Origin of the sequence: Antarctobacter sp. (assembly GCF_048262615.1) — a bacterium.
GTDB lineage: Bacteria > Pseudomonadota > Alphaproteobacteria > Rhodobacterales > Rhodobacteraceae > Antarctobacter.
On record NZ_JBLXFB010000008.1, the window covers coordinates 140,745 to 157,986 of the forward strand.

Here is a 17,242-nt window from a genome sequence, read left to right on the forward strand (position 1 = left end):
CGTTTTGCCCCGACCGGGTCAGTCGATCAGCACGCCCTCGGTCACATAGACCGCGCGATAGGTCTCGGGGCTGTCGTCGATGTGCAGCCTGCCGCGCAGGGTGATCCTTGTGGCCTCGGGAATGTCCGGCATGGCGCGCTTCATCTTGACCTCCAGCGAGGGGCCATAGCCGTTTTCGCCGCAAAACGGGCAGTCCGCCGGGTCCGGGACCAGAATGAAGCTGGAGACATAGGCCTGTGCCTCGACCGGGACGTAATATCCGGTGATCTCAAAGCTGTCGGCCATGGCGCGCAGGTCATCGGGGATGGTCTTGGCCACCGACCAACTGGTTTCGGTCTCTGTCTCCTGGTATTCGATCGACTGGATCAGATCCCAGGGGTTGGCCACGGCCGGTGTGGCCAGAGCTAGCAGGGCAATCAGGGGCAGCGCGCGCATGGGTCCTCCGGTGCGGTTGGGCGCACGATAGGGCCGGGGCCGTCCGCGCGCCAGTCGATTGCGGCGGGTCGGCAGGTCGCCGCCTTTGTCGCGGCGGTCAGATGCGCCGCGCCAGAAAACGCCCGCCGCCCAAGGCGCCGGTGACGTAGCGGCTGACGAAATAATCATAGGCGCTGTCCCATTTCTGAAAATGCGCCGGGCCAAAGCGGTCGATGGTCTGGTCCTTGAGACTGCGGTACATGGCCAGCCGGTCACTCAGGATGTCGCGCCACTCTGCGCCCAGATCGTCGACACTCAGGACATCGAATCCGGCATCGGCCAGCATTGCGCGATAGCTGTCGGCGCTGGCGAGATCGGAAAAGGTCATCTCTGCGGCCAGCCGTACCAGCGCGTCCGGCGTCGTCAGCGGCGTCGACAGAATATCGGTAAAGGCCAACCGCCCGCCGGGCTTCAGGACGCGGGCGACTTCGGCCATGAGGCGCGGTTTGTCGGGGATGTGGCAAAAGGCCTCCTGACTGAGGGCGACATCAAAACCCGCATCGGGAAACGGCATGTCCAGCGCGTTGCCCGCCAGAAAGGTGACGCTGTCGCCCAGCCCGGCCATCGCCGACAGGCGTCTTGCGCCCTCGATCCGGCTGGCGGTGAGGTCGATGCCGGTGACATGACAGCCGAAGTGATGCGCATAGTAGCGCGCCGGCCCGCCAAGGCCGCAGCAGACATCCAGCACTTCGGTCTCGGCCGACAGGCCCGCGCATTGCGCCAGTTTGTCGTTGGCCTCGGTCCCGCCGTAGTGATCCTGATCGTGGGCCTGAAGGATGTCCTGGGTCACGCTGTCCGGCGAAACGCCCTGTGCGGCCAGTTTGTCGAGGATCTGTTTTTCGGAGATCGGATGCGTCTGGTAAAACGCGGTGACGGCGTCAATGGGGGATGGACCGGACATGGGAGGGACTCCGCGCTGGGGGCGATGAGCCACTGTAGCACGGATTATACTTCGCCGGGGCGGGGGCGGTGGCCCTTGCTGCGCAAGAGCACCTTGCCCACCGTAACTTTCGCGCTGGGACGCGGGTTGGGTGGGCGTCCGGAGTGGATGGGTGTGGGCGGTGGCCCTTGCTGCGCAAGAGCACCTTGCCCGCCGTAATTTCGCGCTGGGACGCGGGTTGGGTCGCGTCCGGAATGGATGGGTGTGGGCGGTGGCCCTTGCTGCGCAAGAGCACCTTGCCCACCGTAACTTTCGCGCTGGGACGCGAAAGTTACACCATCATTTCCTTCGTCGCTGACAGGGTGACGTCCGGGTAATCCCGCGCGATCCGGTCAATGTCCCATTGCAGGCGCGTCAGGTAGACGACGTCGCCGTCATTGTCGTAGCTGATGTGCTGCTTGTTGGCGTTGATGAATTTCTCCACCGCGTCTTTGGCCCCATGCACCCAGCGCGCCGAGGTGAACTGCGAGGCGTCAAAGCGGACCGGCAGGCCGTATTCCAGCTCGATCCTCGATCCCAAAACCTCGAATTGCAGCGCGCCCACAACCCCGACGATAAAGCCGGAGCCGATCATCGGTTTGAACACCTTGGCGGCGCCCTCTTCGGCGAATTGCATCAAGGCCTTTTCAAGGTGCTTGGCCTTCATCGGGTCGCCCGCGCGCACGGTCTGCAACAGTTCCGGCGCGAAACTGGGAATGCCGCTGACCTTGAGCGCCTCTCCCTCTGTCAGCGTGTCGCCGATGCGCAATTGCCCGTGGTTGGGAATGCCGATGATGTCCCCGGCCCATGCCTCATCCGCCAGTTCGCGGTCCGAGGCAAGGAACAGCACCGGGTTGGTGATCGCCATCGGCTTTTTCGTGCGCACATGGGTCAGCTTCATCCCGCGGGAGAAATGCCCCGAGGCCATGCGGACAAAGGCGACGCGGTCGCGGTGCTTGGGGTCCATGTTGGCCTGCACCTTGAACACGAACCCGGCGACCTTGGTTTCCTCCGGCGCAATCGCGCGCGGGGTGGCCTTTTGCACCTGCGGCTCGGGGCCGTAGGTGCCGATGCCCTCCATCAGTTCCTTGACGCCGAAAGAGTTGATCGCAGAGCCAAACCAGATCGGGGTCATGTGTCCTTCCAGCACCGACTGCGGGTCCAGTTTGGGCAGCAGTTCGCGTGCCATCTCGACCTCGTCGCGCAACTGTTCCAGCAGGGCGGGGGGAATGTGATCCTCCATCCGGGGATCGTCGAGCCCCTGAAGGGTGATCGTCTCGGCCACCTTGTTGCGGTCGGCGCGGTCCATCAGTTCCAGCCGGTCGTTCAGGATGTCGTAACAACCAAGGAAATCGCGGCCCATGCCGATGGGCCACGAGGCGGGTGTCACGTCGATGGCCAGATTTTCCTGGATTTCGTCGATGATCTCAAAGGTGTCGCGCGCCTCGCGGTCCATCTTGTTACAAAAGGTCAGGATCGGCAGATCGCGCAGGCGGCACACCTCGAACAGCTTGCGGGTCTGGCTTTCGACGCCTTTCGCGCCGTCGATCACCATCACCGCGGCATCCACGGCGGTCAGCGTGCGGTAGGTATCCTCGGAAAAGTCCGAGTGGCCGGGTGTGTCCACCAGATTGAACCGGAACTTGCCGAAATCGAACGACATGGCCGAGGCCGAGACAGAGATGCCCCGGTCCTTTTCCATCTGCATGAAGTCCGACCGCGTGCGCCGCGCCTCCCCCTTGGCGCGCACCTGCCCGGCCATTTGGATGGCGCCGCCAAACAAAAGGAACTTTTCCGTCAAGGTCGTCTTGCCGGCGTCCGGGTGCGAAATGATCGCAAAGGTCCGGCGACGGGCGATTTCGGGAGGCAGGGGGGGGCGATTGGTGTCCAGCATGCGCGCGATATAGACGCGGCGCGGGGCGGGGGCAATCGCCGCCACCAGAGTATCGCGTTTTTCCCGATCCCGTTTCGTTTTGCCGTGTCGCTCACGCAGCGAACACGACATCGGGCGGCTTCGATGACGATACCGCGTTTTACTTTGGCAATGGCACGGCGGCGGAGACGTCCATTGAATGCGCCGGGCGGCGGCAAATTGACCATTTCGCCGAGTATGTGGCGCTCTGTGGCGACGACAGGGGCGGTGCGGCAAGCCCCTTGTCCCGCATCCGCGCGGCGCGTCTGGGGCCGCCTGCGATCCGGCGGCGGAGTGCACCGGACTCTGGCCTTCGCAAGGCGATCAGACCCGCCCGGCGAAATCGCTGGTCTGGCGAAATCGCTAAACCGTGTCTTGAAGGCGGGCCGCTTCCCTGTCATGGTGAACGTACCATGAACATATCGGGGGAGAGACGATGGACCTGAAGGCAATTGCAGACGAACTGGTCGCGGGCTGCCGCGAGGGGCGCGAGCTTGAAAACCTTGACAAGATCTATGCCGCCGACGCCGTCTCGGTCGAGGCGATGCCGATGCAGGGCATGGACAGCGCCGAAACCCACGGCATTGACGGGATCAAGGGCAAACATGCCTGGTGGACGTCCACGTTCGAGGTCGTGGATGTCAAGGTCAGCGGTCCGTTCCTGCATGGCGACAGCAGCTTTGCCGTGATTTTTGAGATGAAGGCCAAGCATCGCGAAAGCGGCGAGATCAGCGATATGCACGAGGTCGGCATCTATACCGTCGGCGGCGGCAAGATCGTGCGTGAGGCGTTTTACTACACCATGTGATCGGGTCGGGCTGAATGGCGGGTGCTGTTCAGCCGCCCGACGACTTGCGCAGCAGATCCGCCGCGTCGGGGCGCGCCAGCAGGTGCTCCTCAACCTCCAGCGCGCGGGGGTCGCTGCGGCGGTGGCCGGGCAGCAGATCCGACAGTTCCAGATCCTCGGGCAGGGCGGCGCGGGTGCGGGTGTCGACCAGCATGGATTCCGCGGCAATCCCTTCGGCATAGATGATCTGATGGGTGTCGAACAGCATCTGGTAATAGTCCACAAAACCGCCTTTGCGCCGGGCCACGGTATCGCCGTTCACAAGGTGTCGCGCGCGGACCAGCAGTTCAGACCGGCCCGCGCCCAGATGGTCGCGCCGCTGGTAGATGAACAGCCGGTGATCGGGAGAGACCAGCAGATCGCGGGTATTGTTCAGCACGCCCTCGCGGATGCAGATCGGCGCAAAGGCCCCCACCGCGCGCACCGTCTGGTGGCCAAGCCAGCGGATCGGCTGCGGGCCGTCGTCGCGGGTCAGGATGCGGTCGCCGACGCGCAGCGCCTCAACCGCGCGCTGCGCGCCATCGGCCAGCGTAATCATGGTCCCGGCGGTGAAGGACACGCAGGCGACCTGTGCGTAGCGCGGCAGCGCGGCCTCTGTATCAACGCCGACCAACACATAGTCGGCGCGCGGGTTCATCGGGGCAAGCGGCAGCAGGTACACCTCGGCGGCATAGCCGTCCCCGTCCACCTCGACCAGCACAAGCGCCTCTGTCGTCTGGCCATCGCCCGACATGAAGGTCACGCAGCAATCCAGATGCAGATCGTTTTCCGGGCTGCCCAATGCGCTGCCCGCCGCGACGCGGAACGGCGGTTTCGCCCCGGTCACCACGCCCAGCGGTTTCAACGCGGCCAGAGGCGACAGGCGATAGACATCGTCATGCACAAGTTCGTCCGCAAACCCGATGGCATCGCCCATGTTGGCACCGTTCACCACCCGCAGCATGTCCGCGCGGTAAACTTGCAGGCTTTGCGTGGCGCGGGCGGGGTCGGTCTGGGACATGGGACACTCGCAACAGGGCGTGGGGTTCTGGATAGCCGCGGTTGACCAGTGTATGCCAGCATAATGTGACCTCAAATGGTCGTATCTCCGACGTTTTGTCGGCACAGGGAAAACAATACCAAAGGGAGCGGAACATGGATCTGGGTATTCGTGGCAAGCGGGCGCTGGTCTGCGCGTCAAGCAAGGGATTGGGGCGCGGCTGCGCCGAGGCGCTGGCAGAGGCGGGCGTCGATCTGGTGATGAACGCGCGTGGCAGCGACGCGCTGGAGGCAGCGGCGCAGGACCTGCGCGACCGCTTTGGCGTGTCGATCAAGACGGTGGCGGCGGACATCGTGTCCGAAGACGGCCGCGCAAAGGTGCTGGAAGCGGCGGGCGACGTCGATATCCTTGTGACCAACGCGGGCGGGCCGCCTCCGGGTATGTGGTCCGACTGGGGGCGTGACGATTTCGTCAAGGCGCTGGACGCCAACATGCTGACGCCGATCGCGCTGATGACCGCGCTGATGCCGTTGATGATCGACAAGGGCTGGGGCCGGGTGGTCAACATCACGTCGGTGTCGGTCAAGGCCCCGGTCGGTGTGCTGGGCCTGTCAAACTCGGCCCGCACCGGGCTGACCGGCTATGTGGCAGGCACCTCGCGGCAGGTGGCCCCCAAGGGGGTGATCGTGAACAACCTGCTGCCCGGCATCCATGCCACGGACCGCGCCGATGCGCTGGACGGGGCGGTGGTCAAGGCCAAGGGGATCACATTGGATGAGGCGCGGGTTGAACGTTTCAGCACCATTCCCGCCGGGCGCTACGGCACGCCGGAGGAGTTCGGCAAGATGTGCGCGTTCCTGTGTTCGCAGCATTCGGGCTTTATCGTCGGCCAGAACATCCTGCTGGATGGCGGCGCCAGCAACATGACGATGTAAGCGGATGGCGCGCGGTCCCGACGGGCAGGGCGGCGGCGCGGGGTTTTCCCTTGCCGACCAGCTTTTCAATGCCGACACCCTGCGCGATCTTGCGCGGGATTACGCGGCGGTGCCCGGCTTCGATACCGCGCGCTTTCACGCCGAGGCGGTGGGTGGTCTGCAGGGGCGCGGGCTGCTGGAGCGTCTCGACTGGATCGCCACCTGCGCCGAAGGGCAATTGCCGGTGGCTTTCCCGGCGATGGCCGAGGCGGTGCAGGCGGCTTTGCCCGATCCGCTGGACCCCTCGCTGAGCGATGATGATTTCGGGCGGTTCATTCACGCGGTGCCGGGCATTCTGGCGGTGCGGCACGGGCTGGAGGATCACCGGGACCGCGCGCTGGACCTGATCTATGAGGCGACCAAACGGTTCTCGATGGAGTTCTACATCCGGCCTTTCCTGAACCGCTGGCCGGAACAGACCTTGGCGCGGCTGGACGACTGGGCGCGCGACGACAACTATCATGTGCGGCGTCTGGTCAGCGAGGGTACGCGCCCGCGCCTGCCTTGGGCGGCGAACATCACGCTGGACCCGGCGGTGCCGCTGCGCTTTCTGGATGTGCTGCACAGTGATCCCACGCGCTATGTCACACGGTCGGTGGCCAACCACATGAACGACCTGTCAAAGGTGATGCCGGACACGGTGGTGGATCGGCTGCGCGAGTGGCAGGGGCAGGGACGGCAGGACGGACAAGAGATCGACTGGATGACCCGCCACGCGCTGCGCACAGCAGTCAAACGCGGAGAGCCGGGGGCGTTGGGCCTGCTGGGCTATCGTCCCGGCCATGTCAACGCGCGTATCGAGGCCATGCCCGCGTCGGTGCGGATCGGCGAGGCCCTGGAGTTTGCCGTGGTGCTGGAGGCGGATGAGGCTTTGCCGGTGCTGGTGGATTACCGGCTGCGCTTTGTTCGGCCCAAGGGGACGGCAGAAAAGGTGTTCAAGTTGAAGACCGGCAAGGTGGTGCCGGGCAAGCCCCTGCGGCTGACCAAACGCCATGTGCTGAAGGGCAATGCCACCACCTACACGCTGCATCCGGGGCGGCACGGGGTGATTGTTCAGGTCAACGGGCAGGATGTGGCAGAGGCAGAGTTCGAGTTGTTGCCCGCGCGGGGCTAAGCCGTCACGCCTGTTCCCAGCGCGCCTCCAGCGCCTCCAGCGCCTTGATCCGCTCAACCGTCTTGGGGTGCGACATCAGCCAGGCGGGCACGGCACCGGAGCGGCTGTTTGTCAGGTCTTCCAGCTTGCCGAACAGGGTTTTTTGCGGACCGACGCCAATCCCGGCCTTGACCAGCAGGGCGGCGGCATAGGCATCCGCCTCATATTCGTCCGAGCGCGACAGACGCGCCGCCAGCAGCGAGGCCAGCCCGTTGGCGATCATGACCCCGACGCCGGGTAGAAACCGGCTGAGCACCATGGCAAGCGCCGTGCGCAGCGCGTTCTGGCCAGAGAAATCAATCATCCGCCGCCGCGAATGCCCCAGCGCAACGTGGCCCAGTTCATGCGCGATCACGCTGGCTATTTCTTCGGCGGAAACCTCACCCTGTTGGTATTTCCGGTAAAATCCGCGGGTGATGAAGATGCGCCCGTCGGGGGCGGCCAGCCCGTTGATCGGGTCGATCTCATAGATGTTGACCCGGATGCGCGGCAGGTCCAGCGCGGCGGCCATGCGGTCGGTCAGACGTTTGAGACGTGGATCGGCCAGTTCAGTTGACTTGTGATCCAGTTCCTTTGCCGTCCGCCATGCGGAGAAACGGTAGTAGACGAGGCCATAAGCGATGGCGAGCAGGATCGGAGTCAGCTTGAGCATACTTGCAATATGGGGCGGCACCGCGCGCAAGGAAAGGCGTGCGGTGCCGCGTTTGTGCGATTCCGGTCGGCTCAGCCGAAAAGCGATTCCAATGCGTCTTCGGACAGCGTCTTCAGTTCGGCGAGCGGGGCCTCGGACCGGCCAAAGCGCACCGTATCGCCGGTGAAGCGGCCAACAGAGGTGACAGGCACACCCGCCTGACCGGCGGCGATCATCAACGCCTCGGCAGAGTCGAAGTTGCAGGCGATCAGGTAGCGGCCCTGATCCTCACCGAACAAGGTTGCGGTGTCGTCGCTGTCGATCTGCACACCCACCCCCGAGGCGGCGGCCATCTCGAAGGCGGCCAGCGCCAGACCGCCATCGGACAGGTCGGTGCAGCAGCGAATCCAGTCGCGGTTGGCGCGGATGAAGTCCCCGGCGGCTTTTTCGGCGGCCAGGTCAACCGATGGCGCGTCGCCGTCTTCGCGGTTGAACACCTCATACAGCAGGGCGGACTGGCCAAGGTGGCCTTTGGTTTCGCCCACCAGAAGGGCCACATGGCCGTCGCGGGCGTAGTCGAGGATCGGCTCTTCATCCGCTGCAATCAGACCCACGGCACCGATGGTCGGCGTCGGCAGGATGCCCTGACCGTCGGTTTCGTTGTACAGCGACACGTTGCCCGACACGATCGGCATGTCCAGCGCGATGCAGGCCTGCCCGATGCCGTCCAGCGCGCCGACGAACTGGCCCATGATCTCTGGCTTTTCGGGGTTGCCGAAGTTCAGGTTGTCGGTGGTGGCCAGCGGCAGCGCACCCACGGCGCAAAGGTTGCGATAGGCCTCGGCCACCGCCTGCTTGCCGCCCTCGACCGGGTTGGCGCGTACGTAGCGGGGGGTCACGTCGCTGGTAAAGGCCAGTTTCTTACCGGTGCCGTGGACGCGGATCACACCCGCGCCGAAACCGGGCACGCGGACCGTGTCGGCCATGACCTGACTGTCGTATTGCTCATACACCCACGCGCGCGAGCAGTAGTTGGCGCTTTGCACCAGCGCGCGCAGCGCGTCGACGGGGTCGATCTGTGGCACGTCCTCCAGCGGCGCGGCCTCTTCGGTCGGCTGCCACGGGCGGTCGTATTCGGGGGCAGAGGAGGACAGCTTGGACAGCGGCAGGTCCGCCATGCAGATGCCGTTGTGCATGATGAGAAAGCGGTCTTCGGCGATGGTTTCCCCGACGATGGCGAAATCGAGGTCCCATTTATCGAAAACCGCCTTGGCCTCGGTCTCTTTCGACGGGTCCAGAACCATCAGCATGCGTTCCTGCGATTCCGACAGCATCATCTCATAGGCGGTCATGTTGGTTTCGCGCTGGGGCACATTCTCAAGGTCGAGGCGAATACCAAGGCCGCCCTTGTCGCCCATTTCCACCGCCGAACAGGTCAGGCCTGCGGCGCCCATGTCCTGAATGGAAATCACCGCGCCGGTCTGCATCAGCTCCAGCGTGGCTTCCATCAGGCGCTTTTCGGTAAAGGGGTCCCCGACCTGAACGGTGGGGCGCTTTTCCTCGATGCTTTCATCGAATTCGGCGCTGGCCATGGTCGCGCCGCCGACACCGTCGCGGCCCGTCTTGGCACCCAGATAGACCACCGGGCGGCCGACGCCGCTGGCGGCAGAGTAGAAAATCTTGTCCGTATCCGCGAGGCCCGCCGCAAAGGCATTCACAAGGCAGTTGCCGTTATAGGCGGGGTGAAAGCGGACCTCTCCGCCCACCGTCGGCACGCCAAAGGCGTTGCCGTAACCGCCGACGCCCTCAACCACACCATGCACAAGCTGGCGGGTCTTGGGGTGGTCCTTTTCACCGAAAGACAGGGAATTCATCGCCGCGATGGGCCGTGCACCCATGGTAAAGACATCGCGCAGGATGCCACCGACGCCCGTCGCCGCGCCCTGATAGGGTTCGATGTAGGAGGGGTGGTTGTGGCTTTCCATCTTGAAGACCACGGCCTGACCGTCGCCAATGTCCACGACGCCCGCGTTCTCACCGGGGCCGCAGATGACCTGCGGGCCGGTGGTGGGCAGCTTGCGCAGGTGCAGCTTGGACGACTTGTAGGAGCAGTGCTCGTTCCACATGGCCGAAAAGATACCCAGTTCGGTAAAGCTGGGCTCCCGCTTCAGGATGCGGAGGATCTGGGCGTATTCATCGGGCTTGATCCCGTGCGCCTCGATCAATTCCTCGGTGATGGCCGGTTCCTGCATCCTCAATCCCCCGTCTGCGTTGTCGAGGGGTCTTTACGCCAAGGGCCGGTACAGGAAAAGGGGGCGGATTCCGACAGCGCAGAGGTTCCGGGCGTCAGCGGTGGTCGGAAAGCCCCTGCTGTCACACGCAGGTCATGCCGCAGGTGCAAAATGATCCGGCGCGGTTCTCTGGATTCGGGGGGCTGTGTTGGCGGTGGATACATCGTATTGTCGTACCAGTCTGGCAGGACTCTCGCTAAAAGTGCGAAGTCCTAAACACTCTGCCCGGATCACAGGGGGCTTGAACAAACGGGTTGGCCCGTCAGCCTGTAGTGAAGTGGTATGGCAGAGGTTCTCAGGCGATGGAAAGGCTGTGACCGTCGTTGGGGCAACCGGACATATGGTGGCGTTGCGGCGGTCGGCGCTACAGTATGTGGTGGCCCATCGGTGCCTGGTTGGATGGCCAAAAAAAAGGCCGAGCTCAAAGCTCGGCCGAAGTCCAACAGGGAGGTATGAAAGATGATCCGCGATTGGGCGTTTCATCATCCATGTGCCAAATATGTCATCAGAACTGACTCGATCAAGCCATTTCACGCCGCATGTGCAGCATTCCCGGTATGCGTGATGCGCATACCACAGTCCGGATTGGTCGATTGGTGGGGTGTTCAGTCGTCAGCCATGGCGCGGATCTGGCGCCGGTGGGCAATGATTTCCTCTTGTACGAAATCTCTGAAGGTGGCTACACGCTTGGATTGTCTCAATTCTTCGGGGTAGGCAAGGAACACTGGCACCTCGACCGACTCCACCTCTGGAAGCACACGTTTCACGTGCGGGAAGTCTTCGATGATGTAGTCAGGCAGCACGCCGATCCCGAGGTTCGAGAGCACAGCCTGCAACACACCGAAATAATTGTTCACGGTCAGCGTGGCGGGTGGTTCAAAGCTCAGCAGATGCTGAACCAGTGCCTTGCCCGCCGAGACCTGCGCCGAATTCGGATTCTGACAGATCAGCCGGTGCCCCTGCATGTCCTCCAGTTGCTGCGGTTCGCCATGCGCGTCGAGGTAATCCGGTGACGCGTATAGACGCATCCGAATGCTCATCAGCCGCTTGCGGATCAGGTCGGCCTGGCTGGGCTCCTTCATGCGGATGGCCACATCGGCCTCGCGCATGGGCAGGTCAAGCACGCGCTCTTCGAGCATCAGGTCGATGTTCAACTCGGGGAACTTGGCATAGAGTTTCGACAGGCGCGGGGCCAGCCAGAGCGCACCAAAGCCGTGGGTGGTGGTCACCCGCAATTCACCGAACACTTCTTCCTCACTGTCGCGGATGCGCGCGGTGGCCGCGTCGATCCGTTTGATCATAGAGGTGGTGGCGTCGAACAGAAGTTCCCCCTGTTCGGTCAGGATCAGCCCCCGCGCGTGGCGGTGAAAGAGCGTGGTGTTCAGTGATTCTTCCAGCGCACGAATCTGCCGGGACACGGCCGATTGCGACAGATGCAGAGCATCTCCGGCGTGCGTCAGGCTGCCTGCATCGGCGACAGCGTGAAATATTCTGAGCTTATCCCAGTCCATGGTGCCTAGTTCGTTTCCTTGGGAACTCATTATACGACAAGATCATATTGTTAAGGGTCTTATGCGATTGACGTGGCAAAACTGCAAAGAATTGTCTGTTCAGGTCAGTCTTTGTGACCTATATTTGCACGCAAATCGACCTATCTCTGCGTTGGGAGGCGCGCCATGAGCCAGCATCAGATTTCCCTGAACGACCGTTTCGATCTCGAAAAGCCTACGGTTCTTCTGAACGGTACGCAGGCCTTGGTCCGTCTGATGCTGATGCAAAAGGCACGCGACCGGGCGGCGGGGTTGAACACGGCCGGATATGTCACCGGCTATCGCGGGTCGCCGCTGGGGGCGGTCGATCAACAGATGCGCCGCGCGGAAAAACTGTTGCGCGGGTCAGATGTGACCTTTCAGGAAGGTCTGAACGAGGATCTGGCCGCCACCGCGATCTGGGGCAGCCAGCAGGCGGAATTGCGCGGCGAAGGCAAGTTCGACGGCGTCTTTGGCCTTTGGTACGGCAAGGGACCGGGGGTGGACCGGTCCGGCGACGCGATGCGGCACGCCAACATGGCCGGCACATCGACACACGGCGGCGTTCTGATGGCGATGGGCGACGACCACACCGGCGAAAGCTCGACCGTGCTGCACCAGTCGGAATGGGCGCTGGTCGATGCCTACATGCCGGTGGTGTCGCCCGCAGGCGTGCAGGAGGTGCTGGATTACGGCATCTATGGCTATGCGCTGTCACGGTTTTCCGGGCTCTGGGTGGGCCTGAAAACAATGAAGGACACGATCGAGGCAACGGCGGTTGTCGATGGCCGGGTCGACCGGATGCAACTGGTCGTGCCGCCGTTCGACATGCCCGAAGGCGGGCTGAACATCCGCCTTGGCGATACGCCGCACGCGCAAGAGGCGCGGATGATCGACTACAAACGCTTTGCGGCAGAGGCGTTCAGCCATGCCAACAAGATGGACAAGCGCATGTGGGGCAAACCCGGCGCCAAGATCGGCTTTGTGGCGGCGGGCAAGAACTGGCTGGACCTGCAACATGCGATGGCGCTGCTGGGCGTCGATGAGGGGGAGGCAGAGCGGCTGGGCCTCACCACCTACAAGATCGGCCAGACCTTCCCGCTGGACATGCGGGGCTTTCACGACTGGGCCGAAGGGCTGGACCTGATCGTTATCGTCGAGGAAAAGCGCAAGCTGATCGAGATTCAGGTCAAGGAGGCGCTGTTCGACGACAACCGGTATCGCGTCTACGGCTGGTATAAAGGCGGGGCAGGCGGGTTGCACCGCGAGGAACTGTTCCCGACACGCGGCGCGCTGGACCCCACATGGATCGCCCGCAAGCTGGGTGAGATTCTGGTCGAAGAGGGCCGTGGCACCGACCGGATCAAGGCCGGGCTCGCGCAGATCGCCGAGGCGGCGCGCGCCGACAACCTGCCAGAGATCGCCGCCCGCCTGCCGTATTTCTGCGCTGGCTGCCCGCACAACTCGTCCACCAAGGTGCCAGAGGGCAGCCGCGCCTACGCGGGCATCGGCTGTCACTACATGGTGCAGTGGATGGACCGCGAAACCACCGGCTTTACCCACATGGGGGCCGAAGGCGCGAACTGGATCGGCGAGGCGCCGTTTTCCAAGCGGCCCCATGTGTTCCAGAACCTTGGCGACGGCACCTATAACCATTCCGGCGTGCAGGCGATCCGCGCTGCGCTCGCCGCTGGCACCAACATCACCTACAAGATCCTGTTCAACGACGCCGTCGCCATGACCGGCGGGCAGCCCAATGAGGGCGGCCTGACCCCGCAGCGCATCGCCGCCGAGGTCAAGGCCATGGGGGTCGAGGCGCTGGCCGTGGTCTACGACGAAAAGGAAGACGTGAACCTTGCCGCCTTGCCCGCGGGCGTGGAAACCTTTGAACGCGCCGAAATGGACGCGGTGCAAAAACGCATGTCCAAGGTCGAGGGCGTGTCGGCCATCATCTATATCCAGACCTGCGCCGCCGAAAAGCGCCGCCGCCGCAAGCGCGGGACGTTCCCGGACCCGGATCAGCGCGTCTTTATCAACACCGATGTCTGCGAAGGCTGCGGCGATTGCGGGGTGCAATCCAACTGCGTCGCCATCGTGCCCGAAGAGACCGAACTGGGCCGAAAACGCGCCATCGACCAAAGCGCCTGCAACAAGGATTTCTCTTGTCTCAAGGGGTTTTGCCCGTCTTTTGTGACCCTGAAGGGCGCGCAGGTGAAGAAGTCCCCGACCACGGCGCTGGACCTGCCGGACCTGCCCGCGCCGACACTTCCCGCCATCGACGGCACCCATAACATCGTCATCACCGGCGTTGGCGGCACCGGCGTGGTGACCATCGGCGCGGTGCTGGCACAGGCGGCGCAAATCGACGGCAAGGGAGCTGCCATGATGGAAATGGCGGGCCTCGCGCAAAAGGGCGGCGCGGTGCATATCCACTTGCGTCTGGCAGAGCAGCCTGCGGACATTTCCGCCGTGCGCGTCGCCACCGGTGAGGCGCATGCGCTGATCGGCGGCGATCTGGTGGTGTCCGCCGGAGCCAAGACGCTGGGCCTGACCAGCACGGGCCGCACCGGCGGGGTCGTGAACAGCCATGAGATCATCACCGGCGATTTCACCCGCAACACCGAATTTTCTTTGCCAACAGACCAGTTGCGGCTGGCTCTTGAAGCGCGGCTTCAGGACAGGGTGGCGTTTTTCGATGCCTCCGATCTGGCGCGGGTGACGCTGGGCGACTCCATCTTTTCCAACATGATGATCCTTGGCGCGGCCTGGCAGCAGGGGCTGATCCCGTTGTCGCATGAGGCCATCGCACAGGCGGTTGACCTGAATGGCGCGGCGGTGGAGCGCAACCTGCGCGCGTTCGAGATTGGTCGCTGGGCGGTGACGCACCCCGAAGACGCCAAGGCGGTGCTGACCCCCAAGGTCGTCAACCTGCCACAGACACTGGAAGAGCGGATTGCCTTCCGCGCCGATCACCTGATTGCCTATCAGGGCAAGGCGCTGTCCAAACGCTATCGCAAGATGGTGGACGGGATTGCCGACACCCGGCTGAAAGAGGCGGTGGCCAAGAGCTATCACAAGCTGCTGGCCTATAAGGACGAATACGAGGTGGCGCGCCTGCTGCTGGACACCCGCGACAAGGCGGCAAGCACCTTTGACGGTGATTTCGAGATGTCGTTTCACCTCGCCCCGCCGATCCTGTCGAAGATCGGCAGCGACGGTCGCCCGGTCAAGAAGACATTCGGTGAGGGGATGTTGCGCTGGTTCCGCCTGCTGGCCCGGATGAAACGTCTGCGCGGCACGCCGTTCGACCCGTTTGGCCGGACCGAAGAGCGCCGCATGGAACGCGCACTGATCGCCCAGTATGAGGGTGACATGGCCGAATGGCTGCCCAAGGCGCGCCCCGAAACCATGGAGGCCTTGGTGGCGCTGGCCGAATTGCCGCTGCAAATTCGCGGCTTCGGCCCGGTCAAGGCCGCGAATGAGGCCAAGGCCGCCAAACGGCGCGAGGAATTGCTGACCGTTCTCCGGCAGGGCGGTGCGCCTTTGAAAGCGGCCGCCGAGTAGGGGAAAGAGTGTCCCGCGCGGGGTCACGAATGCTTCATCAGGATGTCACATAATCTGGTCAGAACGAGTGAACCGCAGTAAAATGCCACAAAGTTCCGGAAAGGATTGAGTGCAGATGCCCAGTCGGCGTCATATTGCCCGTGACATCTCGTACAGCTATTCGGCCACCACGCGCGGCGGCCGCGCCATGATCCGGCTGATGGAAAACGCCACCGGGCGTATCAGCCTGATCAAACGCGCCCAAGGCTATGAAGATGAGGTCGCGCAGGGGCGCGATTTCTGGGAAGTGATTGTCGAACGCTACGGGCTGGGTCTGGAGGTGATCGGCGGGTCGCTGGACAATATCCCCAAGGACGGGCCGCTGATCGTCATCGCCAACCACCCTTACGGCATCCTCGACGGGGTGATCATGGGGCATATCCTGTCGGTGGTGCGCGGCGATTTCCGCATTCTGGCCAACAGCGTCTTTCGCAAGGCCGATGAACTGAACAAGATCATCCTGCCCGTCAACTTTGACGAGACAAAAGAGGCGATGCAGCAGAACATCGCCACCCGCAAAGAGGCGATGAGCTATCTGGGGCAGGGCGGCTGCATCGGGATTTTTCCGGGCGGCACGGTGGCCACGGCGGAAAAGCCGTTTGGCAGGCCGATGGACCCCGGCTGGCGCACCTTTACCGCCCGGCTGATCGCCAAATCCAACGCGACGGTGGTGCCGATCTACTTTGACGGGCACACCTCGCGGCTGTTCCAACTGGCCAGCCATTTGCACACCACCCTGCGGCTGGGCCTGCTGATCAAGGAATTCCGCAAGCGGGTGGACACACCCGTCCGGGTCAGCATCGGTATGCCGATCCCGCCGACAGAGATCGACGCGCGATCAAAAGACGCGCGAGCGATGATGGATTTCCTGCGCAAAGCGACGTATGACCTCTCACCGACTCCCGTGAAATGTTATGATTACGGGTTCGAATTCGAAGAAAAACACCGGGAAAAACCGAAGGCGCGCCATTGAAAGACGCGTGCCAAGGCAACAGCGAGGCACGGCATGGCAGTAGGGGTTTTCGACAGCGGGCTTGGCGGTCTGACGGTTCTCGACGCGGTGACGCGGCGACTGCCGGAGGTGCCGTTTGTCTATTTCGGCGACAACAAACACGCGCCTTACGGGGTGCGGGACGCCGATGACGTCTACAACCTGACCACCGCTGCGGTTGAGCGGTTGTGGGACGCGGGCTGTGATCTGGTGATCCTCGCCTGCAACACCGCCAGCGCAGCGGCGCTGCGGCGGATGCAGGAAAGCTGGATTCCCTCGGACAAGCGGGTGCTGGGGGTGTTTGTGCCGTTGATCGAGGCACTGACCGAACGGCAATGGGGTGACAACAGCCCGCCGCGTGAAGTGGCCGTCAAACATGTGGCGCTGTTTGCCACGCCCGCCACGGTGCGCAGCCGCGCGTTTCAGCGCGAACTGGCGTTTCGCGCCATCGGCGTCGATGTCGAGGCGCAGGCCTGTGGCGGTCTGGTGGACGCCATCGAAGAGGGCGACATGATCCTGGCCGAGGCGCTGGTGCGCAGCCACGTCGACGCGCTGAAGCGCAAGATGCCGGACCCGGAGGCCGCTATTCTTGGCTGCACGCATTACCCGCTGATGCAGGAGATCTTTCAGGATGCGCTGGGGAGCGGGGTCAAGGTCTACTCGCAGGCCAATCTGGTGGCGGATGCGCTGGCCGACTATATGGGACGGCACCCCGGCATGTATGGCTCTGGCACCGAAAGCGGGTTCCTGACCACCGGCAACCCGGTCAAGGTCTCGCAGAATGCCACCCAGTTCCTGCGCCGCAAGATCAGTTTCGAGGCCGCCTGAGCCGGGATGCCCCGATTGATTTTTCGATGCGGATTGACTATATCGACAGGCGAAGGAGATCAGATCATGTCTATGAACGGACCGCTTCCCCCGATCGTCTGACCCGGTGCC

Annotated in this window: 13 protein-coding genes; 6 read left to right on the forward strand and 7 right to left on the reverse strand. The window is 63.5% G+C overall.

All coding sequences use genetic code 11. The annotated features are described in order from the left end of the window. Window positions 1-18: 18 nt before the first annotated feature. From ACN0S5_RS11210 to ACN0S5_RS11220, 3 genes are all read right to left on the reverse strand, one after another. Window positions 19-435, reverse strand: coding sequence for a hypothetical protein (locus tag ACN0S5_RS11210; protein ID WP_417208332.1), 417 nt, complete (start codon window positions 433-435; stop codon window positions 19-21). 97 nt (window positions 436-532) lie between these two features. After that, complete coding sequence (locus tag ACN0S5_RS11215; RefSeq protein ID WP_417208334.1) at window positions 533-1,375, reverse strand: class I SAM-dependent methyltransferase; 843 nt, start codon at window positions 1,373-1,375, stop codon at window positions 533-535. A 310-nt stretch (window positions 1,376-1,685) separates the two neighbouring features. Continuing rightward, complete coding sequence (locus ACN0S5_RS11220; RefSeq protein WP_417208420.1) at window positions 1,686-3,287, reverse strand: peptide chain release factor 3; 1,602 nt, start codon at window positions 3,285-3,287, stop codon at window positions 1,686-1,688. A 454-nt stretch (window positions 3,288-3,741) separates the two neighbouring features. On the opposite strand from ACN0S5_RS11220, the gene ACN0S5_RS11225 reads away from it, so the two are divergent. Next, entirely contained in the window at window positions 3,742-4,113 is a 372-nt protein-coding gene (locus ACN0S5_RS11225) for a SnoaL-like domain-containing protein (protein ID WP_417208336.1), read from the forward strand. Between the two features lie 28 nt (window positions 4,114-4,141). On the opposite strand, the gene ACN0S5_RS11230 is transcribed toward ACN0S5_RS11225, so the two are convergent. Beyond that, the gene (locus tag ACN0S5_RS11230) at window positions 4,142-5,152 is read right to left on the reverse strand and encodes a Hint domain-containing protein (RefSeq protein ID WP_417208337.1); all 1,011 of its coding nucleotides are present in this window, start codon (window positions 5,150-5,152) and stop codon (window positions 4,142-4,144) included. A gap of 134 nt (window positions 5,153-5,286) precedes the next feature. Between ACN0S5_RS11230 and ACN0S5_RS11235 the strand changes: the two genes are divergently transcribed. Both ACN0S5_RS11235 and ACN0S5_RS11240 read left to right on the forward strand, forming a co-directional pair. Continuing rightward, complete coding sequence (locus ACN0S5_RS11235) at window positions 5,287-6,066, forward strand: SDR family oxidoreductase (RefSeq protein WP_417208339.1); 780 nt, start codon at window positions 5,287-5,289, stop codon at window positions 6,064-6,066. Window positions 6,067-6,070: 4 nt separating this feature from the next. Next, window positions 6,071-7,219, forward strand: coding sequence for a hypothetical protein (locus tag ACN0S5_RS11240; RefSeq protein WP_417208341.1), 1,149 nt, complete (start codon window positions 6,071-6,073; stop codon window positions 7,217-7,219). Between the two features lie 4 nt (window positions 7,220-7,223). On the opposite strand, the gene ACN0S5_RS11245 is transcribed toward ACN0S5_RS11240, so the two are convergent. The 3 genes from ACN0S5_RS11245 to ACN0S5_RS11255 all read right to left on the reverse strand — a co-directional run bounded on the left by ACN0S5_RS11245 (window position 7,224) and on the right by ACN0S5_RS11255 (window position 11,691). Then, window positions 7,224-7,910: a M48 family metalloprotease gene (locus ACN0S5_RS11245; protein WP_417208342.1), complete on the reverse strand. Its 687-nt coding sequence runs from the start codon at window positions 7,908-7,910 to the stop codon at window positions 7,224-7,226. Window positions 7,911-7,981: 71 nt separating this feature from the next. Continuing rightward, on the reverse strand, window positions 7,982-10,141 hold the full coding sequence (purL, locus tag ACN0S5_RS11250; protein ID WP_417208344.1) for a phosphoribosylformylglycinamidine synthase subunit PurL: 2,160 nt from the start codon (window positions 10,139-10,141) through the stop codon (window positions 7,982-7,984). A 644-nt stretch (window positions 10,142-10,785) separates the two neighbouring features. Further along, window positions 10,786-11,691, reverse strand: a complete 906-nt coding sequence (locus ACN0S5_RS11255) for a LysR family transcriptional regulator (RefSeq protein WP_417208345.1) — start codon at window positions 11,689-11,691, stop codon at window positions 10,786-10,788. Window positions 11,692-11,856: 165 nt separating this feature from the next. On the opposite strand from ACN0S5_RS11255, the gene ACN0S5_RS11260 reads away from it, so the two are divergent. From ACN0S5_RS11260 to murI, 3 genes are all read left to right on the forward strand, one after another. After that, window positions 11,857-15,273 carry an indolepyruvate ferredoxin oxidoreductase family protein gene (locus ACN0S5_RS11260; RefSeq protein WP_417208347.1) on the forward strand — a complete coding sequence of 1,139 codons (3,417 nt, stop codon included), beginning with the start codon at window positions 11,857-11,859 and terminating at the stop codon, window positions 15,271-15,273. A gap of 115 nt (window positions 15,274-15,388) precedes the next feature. Then, window positions 15,389-16,285: a lysophospholipid acyltransferase family protein gene (locus ACN0S5_RS11265; protein ID WP_417208348.1), complete on the forward strand. Its 897-nt coding sequence runs from the start codon at window positions 15,389-15,391 to the stop codon at window positions 16,283-16,285. A gap of 33 nt (window positions 16,286-16,318) precedes the next feature. Then, window positions 16,319-17,131: a glutamate racemase gene (gene murI, locus ACN0S5_RS11270; protein ID WP_417208349.1), complete on the forward strand. Its 813-nt coding sequence runs from the start codon at window positions 16,319-16,321 to the stop codon at window positions 17,129-17,131. The last annotated feature ends 111 nt before the right edge of the window (window positions 17,132-17,242 follow it).

Excerpts from the sequence above, each read along its gene's own strand:
- ACN0S5_RS11235 (WP_417208339.1), top strand. The coding sequence starts at position 5,287 with ATGGATCTGGGTATTCGTGGCAAGCGGGCGCTGGTCTGCGCGTCAAGC.
- murI (WP_417208349.1), top strand. The coding sequence starts at position 16,319 with ATGGCAGTAGGGGTTTTCGACAGCGGGCTTGGCGGTCTGACGGTTCTC.
- ACN0S5_RS11240 (WP_417208341.1), top strand. The coding sequence starts at position 6,071 with ATGGCGCGCGGTCCCGACGGGCAGGGCGGCGGCGCGGGGTTTTCCCTT.
- ACN0S5_RS11220 (WP_417208420.1), bottom strand. The coding sequence starts at position 3,287 with ATGCTGGACACCAATCGCCCCCCCCTGCCTCCCGAAATCGCCCGTCGC.
- ACN0S5_RS11210 (WP_417208332.1), bottom strand. The coding sequence starts at position 435 with ATGCGCGCGCTGCCCCTGATTGCCCTGCTAGCTCTGGCCACACCGGCC.
- ACN0S5_RS11255 (WP_417208345.1), bottom strand. The coding sequence starts at position 11,691 with ATGGACTGGGATAAGCTCAGAATATTTCACGCTGTCGCCGATGCAGGC.
- ACN0S5_RS11225 (WP_417208336.1), top strand. The coding sequence starts at position 3,742 with ATGGACCTGAAGGCAATTGCAGACGAACTGGTCGCGGGCTGCCGCGAG.
- ACN0S5_RS11260 (WP_417208347.1), top strand. The coding sequence starts at position 11,857 with ATGAGCCAGCATCAGATTTCCCTGAACGACCGTTTCGATCTCGAAAAG.
- ACN0S5_RS11230 (WP_417208337.1), bottom strand. The coding sequence starts at position 5,152 with ATGTCCCAGACCGACCCCGCCCGCGCCACGCAAAGCCTGCAAGTTTAC.
- purL (WP_417208344.1), bottom strand. The coding sequence starts at position 10,141 with ATGCAGGAACCGGCCATCACCGAGGAATTGATCGAGGCGCACGGGATC.
- ACN0S5_RS11215 (WP_417208334.1), bottom strand. The coding sequence starts at position 1,375 with ATGTCCGGTCCATCCCCCATTGACGCCGTCACCGCGTTTTACCAGACG.
- ACN0S5_RS11245 (WP_417208342.1), bottom strand. The coding sequence starts at position 7,910 with ATGCTCAAGCTGACTCCGATCCTGCTCGCCATCGCTTATGGCCTCGTC.
- ACN0S5_RS11265 (WP_417208348.1), top strand. The coding sequence starts at position 15,389 with ATGCCCAGTCGGCGTCATATTGCCCGTGACATCTCGTACAGCTATTCG.